The sequence below is a fragment of the Bacillus sp. B4EP4a genome (assembly GCF_006680105.1).
Classification (GTDB): domain Bacteria; phylum Bacillota; class Bacilli; order Bacillales; family DSM-1321; genus Peribacillus; species Peribacillus simplex_E.
Genome location: NZ_VHIK01000029.1, coordinates 37,176 through 54,830 on the forward strand (window position 1 = coordinate 37,176; position 17,655 = coordinate 54,830).

The 17,655-nt window shown below is 42.1% G+C and carries 14 protein-coding genes; 1 reads left to right on the forward strand and 13 read right to left on the reverse strand.

Annotated elements, in window-relative coordinates:
• Positions 1-23 precede the first annotated feature (23 nt).
• From hflC to FNK51_RS15365, 8 genes are all read right to left on the reverse strand, one after another.
• Entirely contained in the window at positions 24-956 is a 933-nt protein-coding gene (hflC, locus tag FNK51_RS15330; RefSeq protein WP_098369989.1) for a protease modulator HflC, read from the reverse strand.
• Positions 953-1,987, reverse strand: coding sequence for an FtsH protease activity modulator HflK (hflK, locus tag FNK51_RS15335; RefSeq protein WP_141993997.1), 1,035 nt, complete (start codon positions 1,985-1,987; stop codon positions 953-955). Before hflK ends, hflC begins: the two co-directional genes overlap by 4 nt.
• A gap of 252 nt (positions 1,988-2,239) precedes the next feature.
• Positions 2,240-4,015, reverse strand: coding sequence for a two-component system histidine kinase PnpS (gene pnpS / locus FNK51_RS15340; RefSeq protein ID WP_141993897.1), 1,776 nt, complete (start codon positions 4,013-4,015; stop codon positions 2,240-2,242).
• Positions 4,012-4,731 carry a response regulator transcription factor gene (locus tag FNK51_RS15345; RefSeq protein WP_098369987.1) on the reverse strand — a complete coding sequence of 240 codons (720 nt, stop codon included), beginning with the start codon at positions 4,729-4,731 and terminating at the stop codon, positions 4,012-4,014. Before FNK51_RS15345 ends, pnpS begins: the two co-directional genes overlap by 4 nt.
• A gap of 239 nt (positions 4,732-4,970) precedes the next feature.
• Positions 4,971-5,906 carry a malate dehydrogenase gene (gene mdh, locus FNK51_RS15350; protein WP_141993898.1) on the reverse strand — a complete coding sequence of 312 codons (936 nt, stop codon included), beginning with the start codon at positions 5,904-5,906 and terminating at the stop codon, positions 4,971-4,973.
• Positions 5,907-6,028: 122 nt separating this feature from the next.
• Entirely contained in the window at positions 6,029-7,345 is a 1,317-nt protein-coding gene (gene icd, locus FNK51_RS15355) for an NADP-dependent isocitrate dehydrogenase (protein ID WP_286178742.1), read from the reverse strand.
• Positions 7,346-7,440: 95 nt separating this feature from the next.
• A complete protein-coding gene (gene citZ / locus FNK51_RS15360; RefSeq protein ID WP_141993900.1) occupies positions 7,441-8,556 on the reverse strand; it encodes a citrate synthase in 1,116 nt (371 codons plus the stop codon).
• Between the two features lie 540 nt (positions 8,557-9,096).
• Complete coding sequence (locus tag FNK51_RS15365) at positions 9,097-9,558, reverse strand: DUF441 domain-containing protein (RefSeq protein ID WP_034309113.1); 462 nt, start codon at positions 9,556-9,558, stop codon at positions 9,097-9,099.
• A 193-nt stretch (positions 9,559-9,751) separates the two neighbouring features.
• Between FNK51_RS15365 and ytvI the strand changes: the two genes are divergently transcribed.
• Positions 9,752-10,876, forward strand: a complete 1,125-nt coding sequence (gene ytvI, locus FNK51_RS15370; RefSeq protein ID WP_098369983.1) for a sporulation integral membrane protein YtvI — start codon at positions 9,752-9,754, stop codon at positions 10,874-10,876.
• A gap of 86 nt (positions 10,877-10,962) precedes the next feature.
• On the opposite strand, the gene aceA is transcribed toward ytvI, so the two are convergent.
• The 5 genes from aceA to pfkA form a co-directional block, all read right to left on the reverse strand.
• Positions 10,963-12,246, reverse strand: coding sequence for an isocitrate lyase (aceA, locus tag FNK51_RS15375; protein ID WP_098369982.1), 1,284 nt, complete (start codon positions 12,244-12,246; stop codon positions 10,963-10,965).
• Positions 12,247-12,277: 31 nt separating this feature from the next.
• Entirely contained in the window at positions 12,278-13,870 is a 1,593-nt protein-coding gene (gene aceB, locus FNK51_RS15380; protein WP_141993901.1) for a malate synthase A, read from the reverse strand.
• 376 nt (positions 13,871-14,246) lie between these two features.
• Positions 14,247-14,639 carry an FxsA family protein gene (locus tag FNK51_RS15385; RefSeq protein WP_098369980.1) on the reverse strand — a complete coding sequence of 131 codons (393 nt, stop codon included), beginning with the start codon at positions 14,637-14,639 and terminating at the stop codon, positions 14,247-14,249.
• An 81-nt stretch (positions 14,640-14,720) separates the two neighbouring features.
• The gene (gene pyk, locus FNK51_RS15390; RefSeq protein WP_141993902.1) at positions 14,721-16,481 is read right to left on the reverse strand and encodes a pyruvate kinase; all 1,761 of its coding nucleotides are present in this window, start codon (positions 16,479-16,481) and stop codon (positions 14,721-14,723) included.
• Between the two features lie 98 nt (positions 16,482-16,579).
• The gene (gene pfkA / locus FNK51_RS15395; protein ID WP_076364752.1) at positions 16,580-17,539 is read right to left on the reverse strand and encodes a 6-phosphofructokinase; all 960 of its coding nucleotides are present in this window, start codon (positions 17,537-17,539) and stop codon (positions 16,580-16,582) included.
• Positions 17,540-17,655: the final 116 nt, after the last annotated feature.

A 17,655-nucleotide genomic window follows, 5' to 3' on the forward strand; every position in this document is an offset into this window, starting at 1 on the left:
AAAGAAAAATGACGGCATCAAGGTTATTTAGTATTTCCCATTAACAAGCTGGCATAAGGGGAGTCCGAAGGCAGAACGATGACCGTTTGATCTCCAATCGTTTTTTTGTAGGATTCAAGAGTCCGGTATAGTTTATAGAATTCGGGGTCTTTGGAAAACGACTTATTATAGATTTTCGCTGCTTCCCCTTCTCCTTCAGCCCTGATCACTTCTGCATCAGCCTCTGCAGTAGAGAGCAATTCTTTCACTTTCCGATCAGTATCCGCAATGATACGGTTTTTCTTCGCATCACCTTTGGATAAGTATTCTTGCGCTTTCGATTCCCGCTCGGAAATCATCCTCTTGAAGACGGATGCTTCGTTTTCGGAGGGTAAGTCAGTCCGCTTTATCCGGACATCCGTCAAGCTGATTCCATAACTGTCCTTTTGCAGCAGTTCGTTGACTTTTTCGGTTATGCGGTCGTTTAAACTTCCCCTGGATGACTTCTCATCATTGATGATCTCATCATAATTCAGCTGGCCCAGCTCTGAACGAACTGCCGAATAGATGAACTCTTCCATTTTCGTTTCGGCATTCTCAAGTGTCCTTGCATTTGTAATCAATTTCTTCGGATCTTCTATTCTCCAAACTGCATAGTTATCAATCAGCATCCGCTTTTTATCTTTCGTATTGATTTCCGCTTCGGAAACATCAGAAGTCATCTGATACTTCGGCAAGGTCATGACACTCTGAATGAATGGCACCTTCGCCTTCAATCCCGGGGTCTTATCGATCCTTACCACCTCACCGAATTGGCGGACGACTTTGTATTCGCCCTCTTTGACGATATAGACATTGGTGAGGATGATTAGCAGCAACGCGATGAAAATAATCAGGAAAATCCCGATTCTCACATAGCCCCTCCAATGAAAATCCCCCTTTTTCAACTCAGAGAAATCTATTATTTTTCCGCTCATTGTTTAGTGCCCCCTTCCCCTGTCGCTTTTTCTTCCGATGCATTCCCTATTTTCGTTTCTTCTTCAGGTATAGCGGCTTCATCAGGTGCAGGAGTTTTTTTCGTTTCCTCCTTTTCAAGCGAGCGAAGCGGCAAGTACTTCATTGTGTTTCCATCATCATTCATAATATACATCTCTGCATTCGGCATTACTTCCTCAAGGGTTTCAATAATAAGGCGGTCCTTCGTAATCCCCTTATTGCCCTTATACTCACTGAGTAATTTTTCAAAAACCGCTACATCCCCGCGGGCAGCTTCCGTACGGGCAGCTTTATCCCCATTAGCCTGTGAAATGAGGGCATCTTTTTCCCCTTCCGCTTCATTCATACGCTTATTTTCATATTTATCCGCTTCGTTGATTTTCGTATTCGCCGTTTCCCGGGCATCTGTTACATTGGTAAATGCTTTCCGCACTTCCTCATTCGGCAACTCCACGTCCTGGAGTTTAACCGCAGATATGGAAATCCCGACATCATATTTCTCCATTAGCTGTGACAATAAATCGCGTACATCCGCTTCGATTTGCGCTTTACCGGATGTAAGGGCATCATCGATTTTCGTGCTGCCGATAATGCTCCGTAATGCAGCTGAAGTCGTATCGTATAATATTTTTTCTGGATCATCCGCATTGTATAGATATTTTGGAGGGTCGGTGATTTTCCACTGGACCACCAGGTCGGCCAGCACAATATTTTCATCACCCGTAATCATTTTGGTCTCACTCGGGTAATCCTTCACCTCTCCATCCTCTTCCTTATATCCAAATTTAAGACTGAATGTTTCTTTGGATAATTTCTCGACCGATTGAACGGGCCAAGGCAGTTTAAAGTGAAGTCCTGGTTCCGTTATCGTTTGCTCCACTTTACCAAACGTCATTATGACAGCTTGATCGGATTCATCAACCGTGTACCAGGTCGATATCGCAACTACACCTAAAATTAAAATAAGAAAGACAAGTCCTGTGATCGTATATATCCTTTTTAAGCTAACGATATGTATCACCCCTTCTTTGCAGTTATATCTTATTTACGCAAGGAAGGGCCTAAAGTTTCATAAAAATAAAATATTTTCCCAGGAAAATAGGATAGAGGAATGGTTCCCGGGGAATATAGCCAAAATTAAAAGACAGAGACTATGTCTCTGTCAATGTTTAACTCCTTGGATGAGGGGTTGTACAACCATTGTACCCCTGCATTATGAAGTCCATTTTAAGGAATTGTAAAGGATATGTAAATAAGAAATCCGCTACATTCCTTTTAAGCTTTTATTTAATGTGACTGTAAAAGTCGTCCCGGTTCCAGGTGTGCTTTCCACATTGATTTTACCTTTATGGACTTCTATTATATGCTTGACGATTGCCAGTCCAATGCCCGTTCCTCCTGAATCGCGGCTCCTCGCCTTATCGATCCGGTAAAACCGTTCAAAGATCCTCGGCAGTTCTTTTTCTTCGATGCCGATCCCACTGTCCTGAACTGCAATATCGACCGTCTGTTCATATTCAATGATATCAACGGTGACCCTGCCGCCATTTGGTGTATAGGTCAATGCGTTCGTAATCAAATTGATGAAAACCTGTTTGATCCTGTCAGATTCCCCTTCAATGAATACAGGTTCCGGTGATGTTTTAATTTCAAGGGATACTTCTTTTTCTTTCAGCTTGCCTATAAGCATCTCTTGTATTTCGCCAAGCACTTTCGTAATATCCACGACCCCTGCGTTTAAAACGAATTCCTGTTGCTCCATTTTGGATAAATTCAGAAGCTCCTGAATGAGTTCTTGCAGCCGATCACTTTCTTTCAGGATAATCGATAAAAAGTGCTTTAAGGTCTTTTCGTCTTTTAAGGCGCCATCCAACAAAGTTTCAGAAAAGCCTTTAATAGAAGTGATCGGGGTTCTCAATTCATGGGACACATTAGCCACGAAATCCTTCCGCATCTGCTCGAGCCTTTTCAATTCGGTGATATCATGGAAAATGAGGAGGATCCCCTTCCATTCATCATGATTCCCGATAATGGGAGCCCCGTAAATCTCAAAATGCTTACGTTCTATGGCAAGCGGTATCTTCACCTGTCGTTTAATCGTTTTTTCCGTTCGAAAGATTTCTTCAATGATGGCTATGACTTCCTGATCTTTAATGACCGAATAATATTCCTGAAACAAAAACGTAGCGGAATTCACACGGAAGCTTTTCTTGAATTCCCGGTTGATTAATGTGGTATACCCTTTACTGTCTATCAGCAAGACACCACTACCGATGTTTTCAACAAGTGTTTCCAAACGATCCTGATTCATTTCCCTCGCAATCTCTGTTTCCTGAAGATTCCTCGCCAATATGTTCAAGGAAGTTGTCAGCATTCCCGTTTCATCGGAATGCCGCCCGAATGTCCGGGTTCCATAATTCCCTTTTGCCAGTTCAATGGCCGCCATCGTCGCCTCCTCGATCGGACGCGTATAATATGAAGTGATTTTGCTTGCAAGCATGAGAATGATGATCAAGGCAACCCCTAAACAAATGATCAATATTTGCCACATTTGTTTATTCACTTGATTGATGGCCTCTATTTCATTGCTATGTACGACAAAGCCTTCAATCTCCCCATCCTTTTCAATCGTCTTCCAATAATAATGGAGGTCCGATTCGCCTTCGACCACTTCATACCCTTCCCCTTGCTTAAGCCCTTTTTCCAAAGTTATTTTACGAAGGACATTGGCATGGCCTTTAAATATTTCATTGGATGATGTCGAATCGTATAATATTTCCCCATTCGTGGAGAGAATGGTTAAATTCGAATCTAAAAGGGGTGTCAGTTTTGCCGTCTTCCCTTTTTCCAAAAAGGACTCAATCCCGCCATGCTCCTGAATATATGTAGAAATGAAAAATGTTTCGTTCTGTATACGGTCATTGAACGTTTTAATATAATAGCTTTTGAACAAGTGTCCTAATAAAAAGCCCACGGCCATCAGGACGACCATCACCAATGTGATGAGGGTATATAAGAGCTTTTTACGATAGGTCGTCATTCTTTTTTAGGCTCCTCAAGCTTATACCCCAAGCCTCTTATCGTTTTAATATATAAAGGTTTTTTTGTATCTTTTTCTATTTTTTCACGAAGATGGCTAATATGGACATCGACGATTCGGGAGTCTCCCGCGAAATCATAATTCCATACCGCACTGAGCAGTTGATCCCTGGTCAGCACTCTTCCTTTATTCTTCGCCAAGTATAAAAGTAATTCAAATTCCTTTGGAGTCAATTCTAATTGCTGTTCATCAAAGAATGCTTCGTATCGTTCCGGGAACACTTTCAATTCCCCTAATTTCAAGAGGCCATCTTCTTGATCCTGACTTGAATCACTACCGTTAGCTTGTAACTGGGATCTTCTTAAAATGGCTTTAATCCGGGCCACTACCTCCCTAGGACTGAATGGCTTGGTCAAATAATCATCCGCCCCTAGTTCAAGTCCCAGCACCTTGTCAAATTCATCGTCCTTAGCTGTCAGCATCAAGATCGGTATATTTATTTTTTGCTGGCGAAGCTGCTTACATACTTCAAGCCCGTCCATTTTAGGCAGCATCAAATCCAATACCACTAAATCGGGGCGTATATCCACGGCAGCCTCCAGCCCTTGTTCTCCATCCAAAGCTGTGATTACCGAATAGCCTGCTTGTTCTAAATTGTACTGAAGTAAGGTAACTATTGATTGTTCATCATCCACTACGAGAATTTTCTTTGACATTAGATCCTCCTGAATTATGTATTACCCAAAAGACCAATTTCTTGGTCTACTCATCCAATTCCATTATAAAGAATATTATATGAAATTTACACATAAAAAAAACGGAAAGTAAGTTATTCCTTATCTTCAGCAGGGAGTTTATTAGTTCCCAGGACTTTTGAAGCGAAAAAAAACTGCCCGGAATCGGAAAAAGACCATGGCCTTTTCTTCCTATATCCGAACAGTCTGATCATGATCACTTATTGAAGGACTTGCATTACTGCTTTAACTGATTCAACTGATTTTGAAAGTGCCGCTTTTTCGTCTTCAGTCAATTCAAGTTCGATGATTTGTTCAATACCGTTTGCACCCAGAACAGTCGGCACTCCAAGGTAGATACCTTCAAATCCGTATTCACCTTCAAGGTAAGCGATGGACGGAAGAACGCGACGTTGGTCTTTAAGGATCGCTTCAGCCATTTCCACTAGAGATGCTGCTGGTGCATAATAGGCGCTTCCGTTTCCAAGAAGGTTGACGATTTCTCCGCCGCCAGTGCGGGTACGAGCCACGATTGTTTCTAAACGATCTTGAGGGATCAATGTTTCCAAAGGAATTCCGCCTGCATAAGAGTAACGTACCAATGGAACCATATCATCTCCGTGTCCTCCAAGTACGAAACCAGTTACATCTTTAACCGATAAGTTTAATTCTTGAGCTACAAAAGTACGGAAACGAGCTGTATCAAGGACACCTGATTGTCCGATAACGCGTTCTTTAGGGAAACCTGATTCTTTGTAAACAGTGTAAGTCATTGCATCTACAGGGTTAGTCAAAACGATGATGGTTGTGTTAGGGGAATATTTAACGACTTCTTTAGTTACTGATTTCATAACTTTTTGGTTAGTTTGAACTAAGTCGTCACGGCTCATGCCGGGTTTACGGGCAATTCCGGCAGTGATGATCACTACGTCGGAATCAGCTGTTTCTGCATAGTCGGATGTACCGATGATGTTAGCATCGAAACCTAGGACAGGTCCTGCTTCCGCCATATCAAGGGCTTTACCTTTAGTAGGGTTTTCAGCTTGCGGTATATCAACTAAAACGATATCGCCAAGTTCTTTTTGAGCGGCTAGGAATGCTGCTGTAGCACCAGTGAATCCAGCTCCTACAACTGTGATTTTTTTACGTTTAGACATGTTATTTCCTCCTTAAAATATATGAATACTTTTGGAATACTTTTAACATCCTCATGAAAATATATATAAGCTTCCTGGAAAAGCAGCCCATTCAGGCACTTTTCCAGAAAGCATGTAATGAATTATTTAAGGTTTTTGATAAGCTCGTCTGCGAACTCAGAACATTTAACTTCCGTTGCACCTTCCATTAGGCGGGCAAAGTCGTATGTAACAACTTTAGAAGCAATTGTTTGTTCCACTGATTTAGTGATGCTGTCTGCAGCTTCGTTCCAGCCAAGGTGCTCAAGTAAAAGAACGCCTGAAAGAAGAACTGAAGATGGGTTAACTTTATCAAGACCAGCATATTTAGGAGCCGTTCCGTGAGTTGCTTCGAAGATGGCATGTCCAGTTTCGTAGTTGATGTTTGCTCCTGGAGCGATACCGATTCCGCCAACTTGTGCAGCTAATGCATCAGAAATGTAATCTCCGTTCAAGTTCATTGTTGCAACAACATCAAACTCTTTAGGACGAGTCAGGATTTGTTGTAAGAAGATATCGGCAATGGAATCTTTAACGATGATTTTGCCTTCAGCTTCAGCAGCTGATTGTGCTTTGTTAGCAGCTTCAGTGCCTTCAGCATCTTTAATTTTGTCATATTGGTTCCAAGTGAACACTTTATCGGCAAATTCTTGTTCTGCAACTTCATAACCCCAAGTTTTGAACGCGCCTTCCGTGAATTTCATGATGTTACCTTTATGAACAAGAGTTAATGATTTACGGCCTTCTTTGATCGCATAGTTAAGTGCAGAGCGAACAAGACGTTTCGTTCCTTCTTCAGAAATCGGTTTGATCCCGATACCAGAAGTTTCTGGGAAACGGATGTTTGTAACACCGAATTCATTTTGTAGGAAGTCGATTAATTTCTTCGCTTCGTCAGAACCTTTTGCATATTCGATACCAGCATAGATGTCTTCAGTGTTTTCACGGAAGATGACCATGTCAGTGTCTTCTGGACGTTTAACTGGTGAAGGTACACCATCAAAGTAACGTACTGGACGAAGACATACGAATAAGTCCAATACTTGACGCAATGCAACGTTCAATGAGCGGATACCGCCACCGATTGGAGTTGTAAGAGGTCCTTTAATAGCGATTAGATATTCGTTAATGACATCAAGAGTTTCTTGTGGAAGCCATTCGCCCGTTTGGTCAAATGCTTTTTGTCCAGCTAAAACTTCTTTCCATTCGATTTTCTTTTCGCCATTGTAAGCTTTTTCAACTGCTGCGTCTAAAACGCGGGATGCTGCAGCCCAGATATCAGGACCGATTCCGTCTCCCTCAATATAAGGAACGATTGGGTTGTTTGGTACGTTAAGAGCACCGTTAGTAACTGTGATTTTTTGGCTTTGTGTCATGTCTCTTACCTCCGATTCAAATTCAAAGGTTAGATGGCCTGCCATTAAATGAGGCAGAACCACTAACCTTTTTTACTCACATCTATTAATTTACTACAAATTCGATGAAATAAAAAATGATTTTTCGAAAAAACTTTTAATTAGCGTTTTTCAATCGGTACGTATTTTTGCATACCTGGTCCAACATACTCTGCACGCGGACGGATAAGGCGGTTGTTTGAATATTGCTCAAGGATATGAGCGATCCAGCCTGAAGCACGGCTTACAGCAAAGATTGGTGTAAATAGGTCATGTTCGATACCTAAACTGTGGTATACGGAAGCAGAATAGAAATCCACGTTCGGCGGAAGATTTTTTTGACCAGTCACGATTTCATGAATTTTGATGGACATATCATAATATTGCGGTTGTCCAGTAAGTTCAGTCAGTTTTTGTGACATTTCTTTAAGGTGTTTAGCACGAGGATCACCTTTACGGTATACACGGTGACCAAAGCCCATGATTTTTTCTTTATTGGCTAATTTTTCGTTGATATATGGCTCAACGTTTTCAACTGAACCAATATCTGTAAGCATTTTCATGACTTGTTCGTTAGCTCCGCCGTGAAGAGGGCCTTTTAAAGCGCCAATGGCAGAAGTTACGCCAGAATAGATATCAGATAATGTAGCCACACAAACGCGTGCAGTGAATGTAGAAGCGTTTAATTCATGGTCAGCATGAAGAACCAATGCTTTGTTGAATGCTTCTTCTTCGATTGCCGTTGGTTCGTTACCGCTTAACATATATAAGAAGTTAGCAGCAAAGCTTAAATCTGTACGTGGAGCAACAGCTTCTTTCCCTTGACGGATGCGAGCGAAAGTTGTTACCAATGTAGGGATTTTTGCTTGGATGCGGATTGCTTTACGATAGTTAGCATCTTCACTCATTACATCTGCTTCTTCATCATAAAGACCCAGAAGAGATACTGCAGTGCGAAGAGCTCCCATTGGATGTACTTTATCGATTGGGTATGTTTTGAAGTGATTAACCACTTCAGCTGGAATTTCAGCATTTTCAGCAAGCTGTTGAGTTAATTCTTTTAATTGGCTTTTGTTCGGAAGAGCTCCGTGCCATAAAAGATAGATTACTTCCTCGAATGTTGCGTTAGAAGCTAAATCATCGATGTCATAACCTACATACGTTAATGTGTCATCGATAATGGAGCTTACTGATGAAGTTGTTGCTACCACACCTTCAAGACCTTTTGTTGCTGTCATACTAAATCTCTCCTTTTCCTAAATATTCCCCTATGCCCTTGCTATTAGCGTATAAATATAGCGCTTCCAAGAAATTAGCTATTGTAAACAACCATCTATTTTTTAGCAGAAGACATACATCTTGTATTGGAAGCGTTCACAGAATATGACCCCAACAATAGTAAAATGTACGATAATCTTTTAAACGAAATTCTAAAAATAATGCTTGTAGCTATTCCTAGTGAGCGCTTGCTCAATAACTACATCTTTTTTTTAAGATTCCTCAAAAATATCAATGATATTCTGAATCCCAATTTTAATAAATCAGAGCAGTTACACCATTATTATAAACAATAAACACTTTTTTGGGAATGAAAAGCACTTAAAATGTGAAAAAATTATTATTTTATTAGAAAAATTAGCTACATATTCTCTTGCTTTTTTTTATGCGATTCAAAACGTTTTTTTTGAAAATTTGCCTCAAAGCAGAATAAACGAAACATTAAATAGAAAATTTATATCCCCAGAACTGACGGACTTTTCTCCCCTTTGCCACTCGCTTCATTTAAAAAAATTGAAGATTTGCATGCATAAATAAGCAATTCCCGCCCCGATTAACGGACCGACAGCCACACCTTTGAATAATGCGACTGCAAGAATCGTCCCAAAAACAAGAGCCGTGGTAATGTGCGGATCATGTGATAGGAGCGTAATCCCATTTTTCGCTATGAGCGCAACCGCTATTCCAGATGCAAGCGCAATCCAGGCATAGGGAGATTTTATTGCGTCTCCGAGTTCCTTGAAACCTATCGCCCCGTTTGCTATGGGTATGAGTACCGAAATCGTAATGATCGTAACGCCCAGGTTGATTCCTTTCGCTTCCAGGTATGGAAACACTTTAGCGTCAAGGCCAATCAGTTTCATGCTTAAAAGAAAACCCGCAGCCATGATCAGTGAGGTGTTTTTCCCAAACCAACCGATTGCAGCAAGCAGAATTAAAAATACTACAGGACCGTTGATCATTCTCCCTTCACCTTCTTCCTTCTGTTTTTGTTATTTTAACATAACAAACTCCCATGTTTCCTGAGAGAAAAATGATTTATGGAACGATGCATCGGCGGAAAAAAGTTAAGCCGAAAGATGAAAGAATCTTTCCTTTCTTTTCCATCATCGTTACAATTATAATACAAACTTTATGATTGAAGGAGGATAAGACTTGAATCCGGTATATATGTATCGTTTCATTCGCTCTTTACTGGTCATCGGAGGGATTATTTTAGGCGGAATCGCCTTGTTTTATTTATCTAAATATACATATCCATTCATCATTGCCATGATAATCGCTTTCTTGATGAATCCCCTGGTCACTTTTTTCGAAAGGAAAGGAAGGCTGCCACGGGGGTTGGCTGTATTCGTTTCCCTTTTACTCATTTTCCTTTTATTTGCGGGTCTTATCACCTTACTGGTCACAGAGATCATTTCAGGGACCAATTACCTGGCCGGAGTCATCCCGAAACATATTGAAACCATCGTGGATTATATAGAAACATACATCGCGTCCACCGTCATCCCTTTTTATAATCAAATAGCTGCCATGTTCAATAATTTGGATACCGAACAGCAGGACACAGTCCTCAAGAATATCCAAAATATCGGTGAATCGATCACTACCGGAGTAAGCGGCTTCATTCAAGCTTTCTTGAAGAACATCCCCACAATCATCGGATGGTTTCCAACTACAGCAACAGCACTCCTTTTTACCCTGCTGGGCACTTTCTTCATCAGCAAAGATTGGGATACCTTTAGCCGCATGACCGGAAAAGTGTTGCCTGATAAGATTTTTGCGGGTGCCAAGCGTTTATTCAGGGACTTAAAACGGGCTTTGTTCGGATTTATCCGTGCACAATTCACTCTTGTTTCATTGACGACTGTGACGATTTTAATCGGATTTCTCATTTTGGGGGTGAATTATTCAATTACCATTGCCCTGATATGCGGACTGGTCGATATCATCCCCTATTTAGGGACAGGTACGATTTTCATTCCTTGGATCATCTTTGAATTCATTGCCGGGAATACAAGTCTTGCAATCGGTTTGTCCGTTCTTTACATAATCGTCGTTGTCCAGCGTCAGTTAATAGAGCCAAAAGTACTTTCTTCCAGTATTGGTTTGGATCCGCTTGCCACTCTCATCGCTTTGTTCATCGGCTTCAAATTGATCGGTTTCCTAGGTCTGATTGCAGGACCTGTCGTACTTGTCATATTCAATACACTCCAGCGTGCCAATGTCTTCAAGGCCATATGGACTTTCATCATCGGGGATACGAAGAAAACGACTTAAGATATTCCATACACTATTAGCATTCACCCATTTCCATTTAAAAATCCGCCTTGAGTACAAGGCGGATCTTTGTTTTTAAGCTAAAATTATTTTGACGTCTCGAATTGTTCTGTTTCAGTAGAACCTGCAAGCGCTGTTGTGGATGATGTTCCACCAGAAACGACTTGTGCCACTTCATCAAAGTAACCAGTTCCCACTTCACGCTGATGACGTGTTGCTGTATAGCCGTCGGGCTCACTAGCGAACTCCGCTTGTTGAAGTTCTGAGTATGCAGCCATGCCGCGGTCTTTATAACCAAGAGCAAGGTTGAACATGCTATGATTCAATGAATGGAATCCTGCAAGTGTAACGAATTGGAATTTATAACCCAATTTACCCAATTCCACCTGATAATTTGCAATCTCTTCATCACTTAATTTCGCTTTCCAGTTAAATGATGGAGAACAATTGTAAGCTAGCAGTTTGCCCGGGAACTCTGCATGGATCGCTTCGGCAAAGCGGCGAGCATCCGCTAGATTAGGTTCAGAAGTCTCACACCAGATAAGGTCGGCATACGGCGCATAAGCAAGGCCTCTTGCAATTGCTTGGTCAAGACCTGCATTCGTGCGGTAGAATCCTTCTGGAGTCCTTTCACCAGTGATGAATGGTGCATCGACCGGATCGATATCATCGGTGATCAAATCTGCAGCATCAGCATCCGTACGGGCAATCAAGATAGTCGGTGTACCCATTACGTCGGCTGCCAATCGGGCGGAAACTAAATTCCGTACTGCCGTTTGGGTTGGAAGAAGGACTTTACCGCCCAGGTGACCGCATTTTTTCTCGGAAGAAAGCTGGTCTTCAAAATGAACGCCTGCCGCTCCAGCTTCGATCATGCCTTTCATTAATTCGAAGACGTTAAGGGAACCGCCAAATCCTGCTTCAGCATCCGCCACGATTGGAGCGAACCAATCGATATCATCTTTTCCTTCAGCAAAGCTGATTTGGTCTGCACGCTGAAGTGTCTGATTAATGCGTTTAACTACTTGCGGCACGGAGTTGGCTGGATATAAACTTTGGTCAGGGTACATTTGCCCTGCGATGTTAGCATCTGCCGCCACTTGCCAGCCGCTTAAGTAGATTGCTTTTAAACCAGCTTTCACCTGCTGCATGGCTTGGTTACCAGTCAATGCTCCTAATGCATTGATGAAATCCTCCGTATTCAATAGATCCCATAGTTTTTCAGAACCACGGCGTGCCAATGTTTGTTCAATATCGATGGAACCTCTTAGTTTAATAACTTCTTCGGCAGTATAAGGACGTTTAATACCAGTCCACCGTGAGTCATTTTCCCAGCTTTGTTGTAATTTTTGCGCTCTCTCATTCATCATCATTATTTCCTCCTAATTTATATTTTGAATATTAAGATAATTTTTCGTATGCGGCATTCGTTAAGAAATCTGCAAAGTCATCCGCTTCAATCAATTGTTCAAATAGTTTAGTAGACTCTTCAAACTTTTCTGATTTGAAAGTTCCTTCCCCTACTTCTGATTTAATGACCGCCAATTCTTCTTCTTTGATTTGATGGAATAATTCCTTGGTTATTTTCCTGCCATCTTCGAGAATGCCTTTTGGATGACGGATCCATTGCCAAACTTGAGCCCTTGAAATTTCAGCGGTTGCAGCATCTTCCATTAAGTTATTGATGGGTGCCGCACCTCTGCCGCTTAACCAGGAGGCGATATATTGGATGCCAACGTTAATATTCGTTCTTAATCCTGCCTCTGTGATCGTTCCCTCCGGTACAGCCAGCAACTCTTGAGCTGTTACATGGACATCTTCCCGTTTTCGGAAAATTTGATTCGGTTTTGGGACGAGCAGGTCAAAAACCTCTTTTGCCGTGCTTACCATACCTGGATGGGCAACCCATGTTCCATCATGACCGTCTCTTGCTTCGCGTTCTTTATCTGCCTTTACTTTTGCAAAAGCCTCATCGTTCTTAACCGGGTCATTTTTAACAGGAATTTGCGCCGCCATCCCGCCTATTGCAGGAGCATTACGAGTGTGACATGTTTTGATTGCCAGTAAGGAATACGCCCTCATGTTCGGGACGGTCATCGTGACCTGCTGCCGGTCTGGGAAGATGACATCATCCGAGTGACGGAATTTTTTCAGGAAACTAAAGATATAATCCCAGCGTCCACAGTTTAGGCCTGCCGAATGTTCTTTCAGCTCGTACAGAATTTCGTCCATTTCGAATGCAGCAAGAATCGTTTCTATCAAGACCGTTGCCTTGATGGTTCCTTGCGAAATTCTCAAATCGTTCTGTGCATATACGAATATGTCATTCCATAATCTTGCTTCGAGATGGCTTTCCATTTTTGGTAAGTAAAAGTATGGACCGCTTTGTTTTTCGACCAACGCCTTTGCGTTGTGGTAAAAGTACAGTCCAAAATCAAAAATGCTGGCTGATATAGGCTGTCCATCCAAAAGGACATGTTTTTCCTCCAAATGCCAGCCGCGTGGCCTTACCTTTAGGACAGCTGTTCTTTCATTTAGTTCATACACTTTGCCATTTGGATTTTTAAATGAAATGGTTCCGCGGATTGCATCCCGCAGATTCAATTGGCCATCAATGCAATTCTCCCAAGTGGGTGAATTGGCATCTTCAAAGTCCGCCATGAATACATTGGCACCTGAGTTCATGGCATTAATGATCATTTTGCGATCAACAGGTCCAGTGATTTCAACCCTGCGGTCCTGCAAATCATTCGGGAGGGGCGCAATCGTCCAATCACTTTCGCGAATATGCTTCGTTTCTTCAAGGAAATCAGGAAGCTTACCTTGATTCAGTTCTTCCTGAACGCTTTTCCGCCGTTCTAGAAGTTCTGCCCTTCTTTCATTGAAATGCCGTTCAATTCTTTCGATGAATTGAAGAGCTTCCGTTGTAAGTATTTGTTCATATCCTGGCTTAATGTTGCCTGTAATTTGTAAGCCTTTTGCTTCCGTAATCATGTTGCCTCTCCACATCCTTTCCAACTCTTTTATGTTATAATACAGTTGTTTTATTTCCTGTTTGTATTATATAACACGTTGTATAAATTTGTCACCAGTTTTTTCTAAAAAATCTAAAAAAAGATTTTCAAGCATGGAAAAGCCTGATTTACCAATGTTTTCAAAGGGTTAATCTTTAAAAATCCTGTTATTATACACTTTTTCATTCTCTTGGAATTCATCATTTAATTGTGAAACAGGCAAAACCCGATTAACATTAAAACTCCCATTTGTTAATCAAAAAAAGCACCCTATAAAAAACTTGGATGCTTTTGTTGACCTTTTTTCCAGTCCAAAAAAGGCTGCCTAAAAGCTTAAGCCTTTAGACAGCCTTATATTATTTATGCTGAATGATAGTAACTTTCCCTTTATTCACCCTGTTCATGATAAACCGGATAACAATCGGTTTGAGGAGATTCCGGGTTGGCGGAAACACTAGGATCAATCCCATGATATCCGAGATGAGCCCAGGGGACAGCAACAGTGCAGCTCCGATAAAGATACAGATTCCATCAATGATTTCATTTCCTGGCATCATTCCGTAACGAATCTGTTCCTGTGCCTTTTTCCACGTTTCCATCCCTTGCCGTTTAGCCAAATAAGCTCCGATCAAGCCTGTGGCTACAATCAGGAACAGCGTTGGCCAAAAACCAATCAGGTTGCCTGACAGCAAAAGGACAATAATTTCAACGACCGGCATCGCAATGATAAACATTAAAAAATATTTCATCTACATTCCTCCTGCACAGCCCATTTCTGGTGCGGTACATCCATCTTACCTCATCGGCACGGAATCAGCCAAAATTTCGTTTTACAAAACGTTGGCATGTCCATCGTAAATGACTCCGCGACCTGCATCGACTGTTATTCTTTGACCATCCTTGAAAACCTTGGTCGCGTCCTCCGCCCCAACGATGACCGGTATGCCCAATGTGACTCCTACAACAGCTGCATGGCTTGTCAAACCGCCTTCTTCCGTAATCAAGGCCGCACACTTTTCAATCGCCGGCATCATTTCGCGGTCCGAACCGATCGTAACCAATACAGAGCCTTCCGTCACTTTTTCCAAAGCTTCCTTGGCATTCTTAGCGATAACCACTTCACCTTTAGCTGATTTCCTGCCGATTCCTTGAGCCTTCAAAAGAACCTCTCCTAACACATGAATTTTCATCAAGTTAGTCGTACCTGTTTCACCTACAGGCACACCGGCTGTAATGACGACTAAATCCCCATGGGAAACTAAGCCGGAATGCAAGCTTTCATCTATTGCGGTTTGAAGCATTTCATCGGTAGTCGTTGCTTTTGGACCAATCTGCGGATAGACTCCCCAAACCAATGCAAGCCCTCTTGTAACATGATCATTGGATGTAACCGCAATGATCGGTGCTTTAGGGCGGTATTTGGAAATCATCCTGGCCGTATGACCGCTTTCCGTAGGGGTGATGATTGCCCCTGCATTAAGATTAAGCGCGGTGTGGGCAACGGATTGGCCAATAGCATCAGTGACATTATGACGGTTCACTTTGCTTCTGACTGATAATATATCCCGATAATCGAGGGCAGTTTCAGCACGTGAAGCAATGTTATGCATCGTTTGCACCGCTTCGACAGGATAGGTTCCAGCAGCTGTTTCACCAGAAAGCATGATTGCATCCGTTCCATCAAATATGGCATTGGCCACGTCACTTGCTTCTGCACGGGTCGGCCTTGGGTTACGCTGCATCGAATCGAGCATTTGTGTAGCCGTTATGACTGGTTTCCCAGCATTATTACATTTTTTGATCATTTGTTTTTGGACTAATGGCACTTCTTCTGCAGGAATTTCCACTCCCAAGTCTCCACGCGCTACCATCAAGCCATCTGAAACTTCCAAGATTTCATCAAGACGGTCTACACCCTCTTGATTTTCGATCTTAGGGATGATTTGAATATGTTCCGCTCCATTTTGCTGCAATAATTCACTTACTTCAAGCACATCGGAAGCCCTGCGTACAAATGAGGCAGCAATGAAGTCAATACCCTGTTCGATTCCAAAAAGGATATCCTGTTCATCTTTCTCCGTTATGCCAGGCAGGTTAACCGAAACTCCAGGTACATTCACGCCTTTTTTGTTTTTAAGTGTACCGCTATTCAAGATCTTGGTATGGATTTCTTTTCTTACCTTATCTATCTTCAACACTTCAAGCCCAATCAATCCATCATCCAAAAGGATTTTAGATCCTGGGTGGACATCATGCAAGAGCCCTTCATAGGTAATGGAGAATTTTTCAGGTGTTCCCAGGACTTCATTCATGGAAATAATGATTTCATTGCCGGCTACAAGCTCTATGGAATCATTCTCCATATTATTTGTCCGTATTTCAGGTCCTTTTGTATCCAACAGGATAGCAACCTGTTTACCCGCTTTTTCGCTCGCTTCTCTAATATTGCGTATTCTAGCGGCATGTTCTTCATGATTTCCATGAGAAAAGTTAAGCCGTGCTACATTCATCCCCGCCTCTATTAATTGAACCAGCTTTTCTATACTTTCACTTGCGGGGCCAATCGTACAAACAATCTTGGTTTTACGCATATTGTCATCCTCCTTTAAGGAAAACTGCCGCCTATCCACCTTTTGAAGACAGGGGCGCAGTGTTTTATGTTTTCTTTAAACATTCCTATCAATAATGATTAAATGGATAGCTCAGCAGATAATTCATACATTTTCTTATCAATTGTATGCGGTTTAGCAAGAGCTTCGATGATATCATAATCAACGAGTTGATTTTGTTCTATCCCGACAGCCCTGCCTCCTTTTCCTTCAAGAAGCAGTTCAACGGCTTTTGCTCCAAGCCGGCTTGCCAATACACGGTCATTTGCCGAAGGAGATCCTCCGCGCTGGACATGGCCCAGGACCGTTACACGGGTTTCAAACCCTGCCTTTTCCTCAATTTTCCTGGAGATATCAACGGCACTTCCAACACCTTCAGCTACAATGATGATACTATGCTTTTTCCCACGGTCATGTCCGCGGTTCAGCTTTCCAATCAGATCTTCTATATCATATTCATATTCAGGACAAAGAATCGTTTCAGCTCCGCCAGCCAATCCAGCCCAAAGCGCAATATCGCCGGCATCTCTTCCCATCACTTCAACCACATAAGTCCTTTCATGAGAAGTGGCCGTATCCCGAATTTTATCGATAGCATCGATGACTGTATTAAGGGCCGTATCAAAACCAATCGTGAAGTCCGTACCCGGTATGTCATTATCAATCGTTCCAGGAACTCCGATACAAGGGAAGCCCCTTTCCGTTAAAGCTTTCGCTCCGCGGTATGAACCATCGCCACCAATGATGACAATGCCCTCGATACCAAGTTTATTCAATTGTTCAATCGCTTTCAGCTGGCCTTCCTCCGTCTTAAATTCCGGACAGCGAGCCGTATGTAACATCGTGCCGCCTCGATGAATGATATCCCCGACCGACCCAAGTTCAAGCTTCTTTATATTTCCATTTATCAGTCCCTGATAGCCATGATAAATACCGAAGACCTCAATTTCATGAAAAATTGCTTTCCGGACAACCGCTCGGACTGCCGCATTCATGCCAGGAGAATCTCCTCCACTTGTCAATACACCTATTCTTTTCATAAATGTCACCTCTCTACAGCACTAATCAATTTTTAGCCTCGTTATATCATTGTACCCTTTTTCAAGCTTCAATAAGCAGTAAGATGCTCACTTGATGTTATAAGCCTAACCGATTC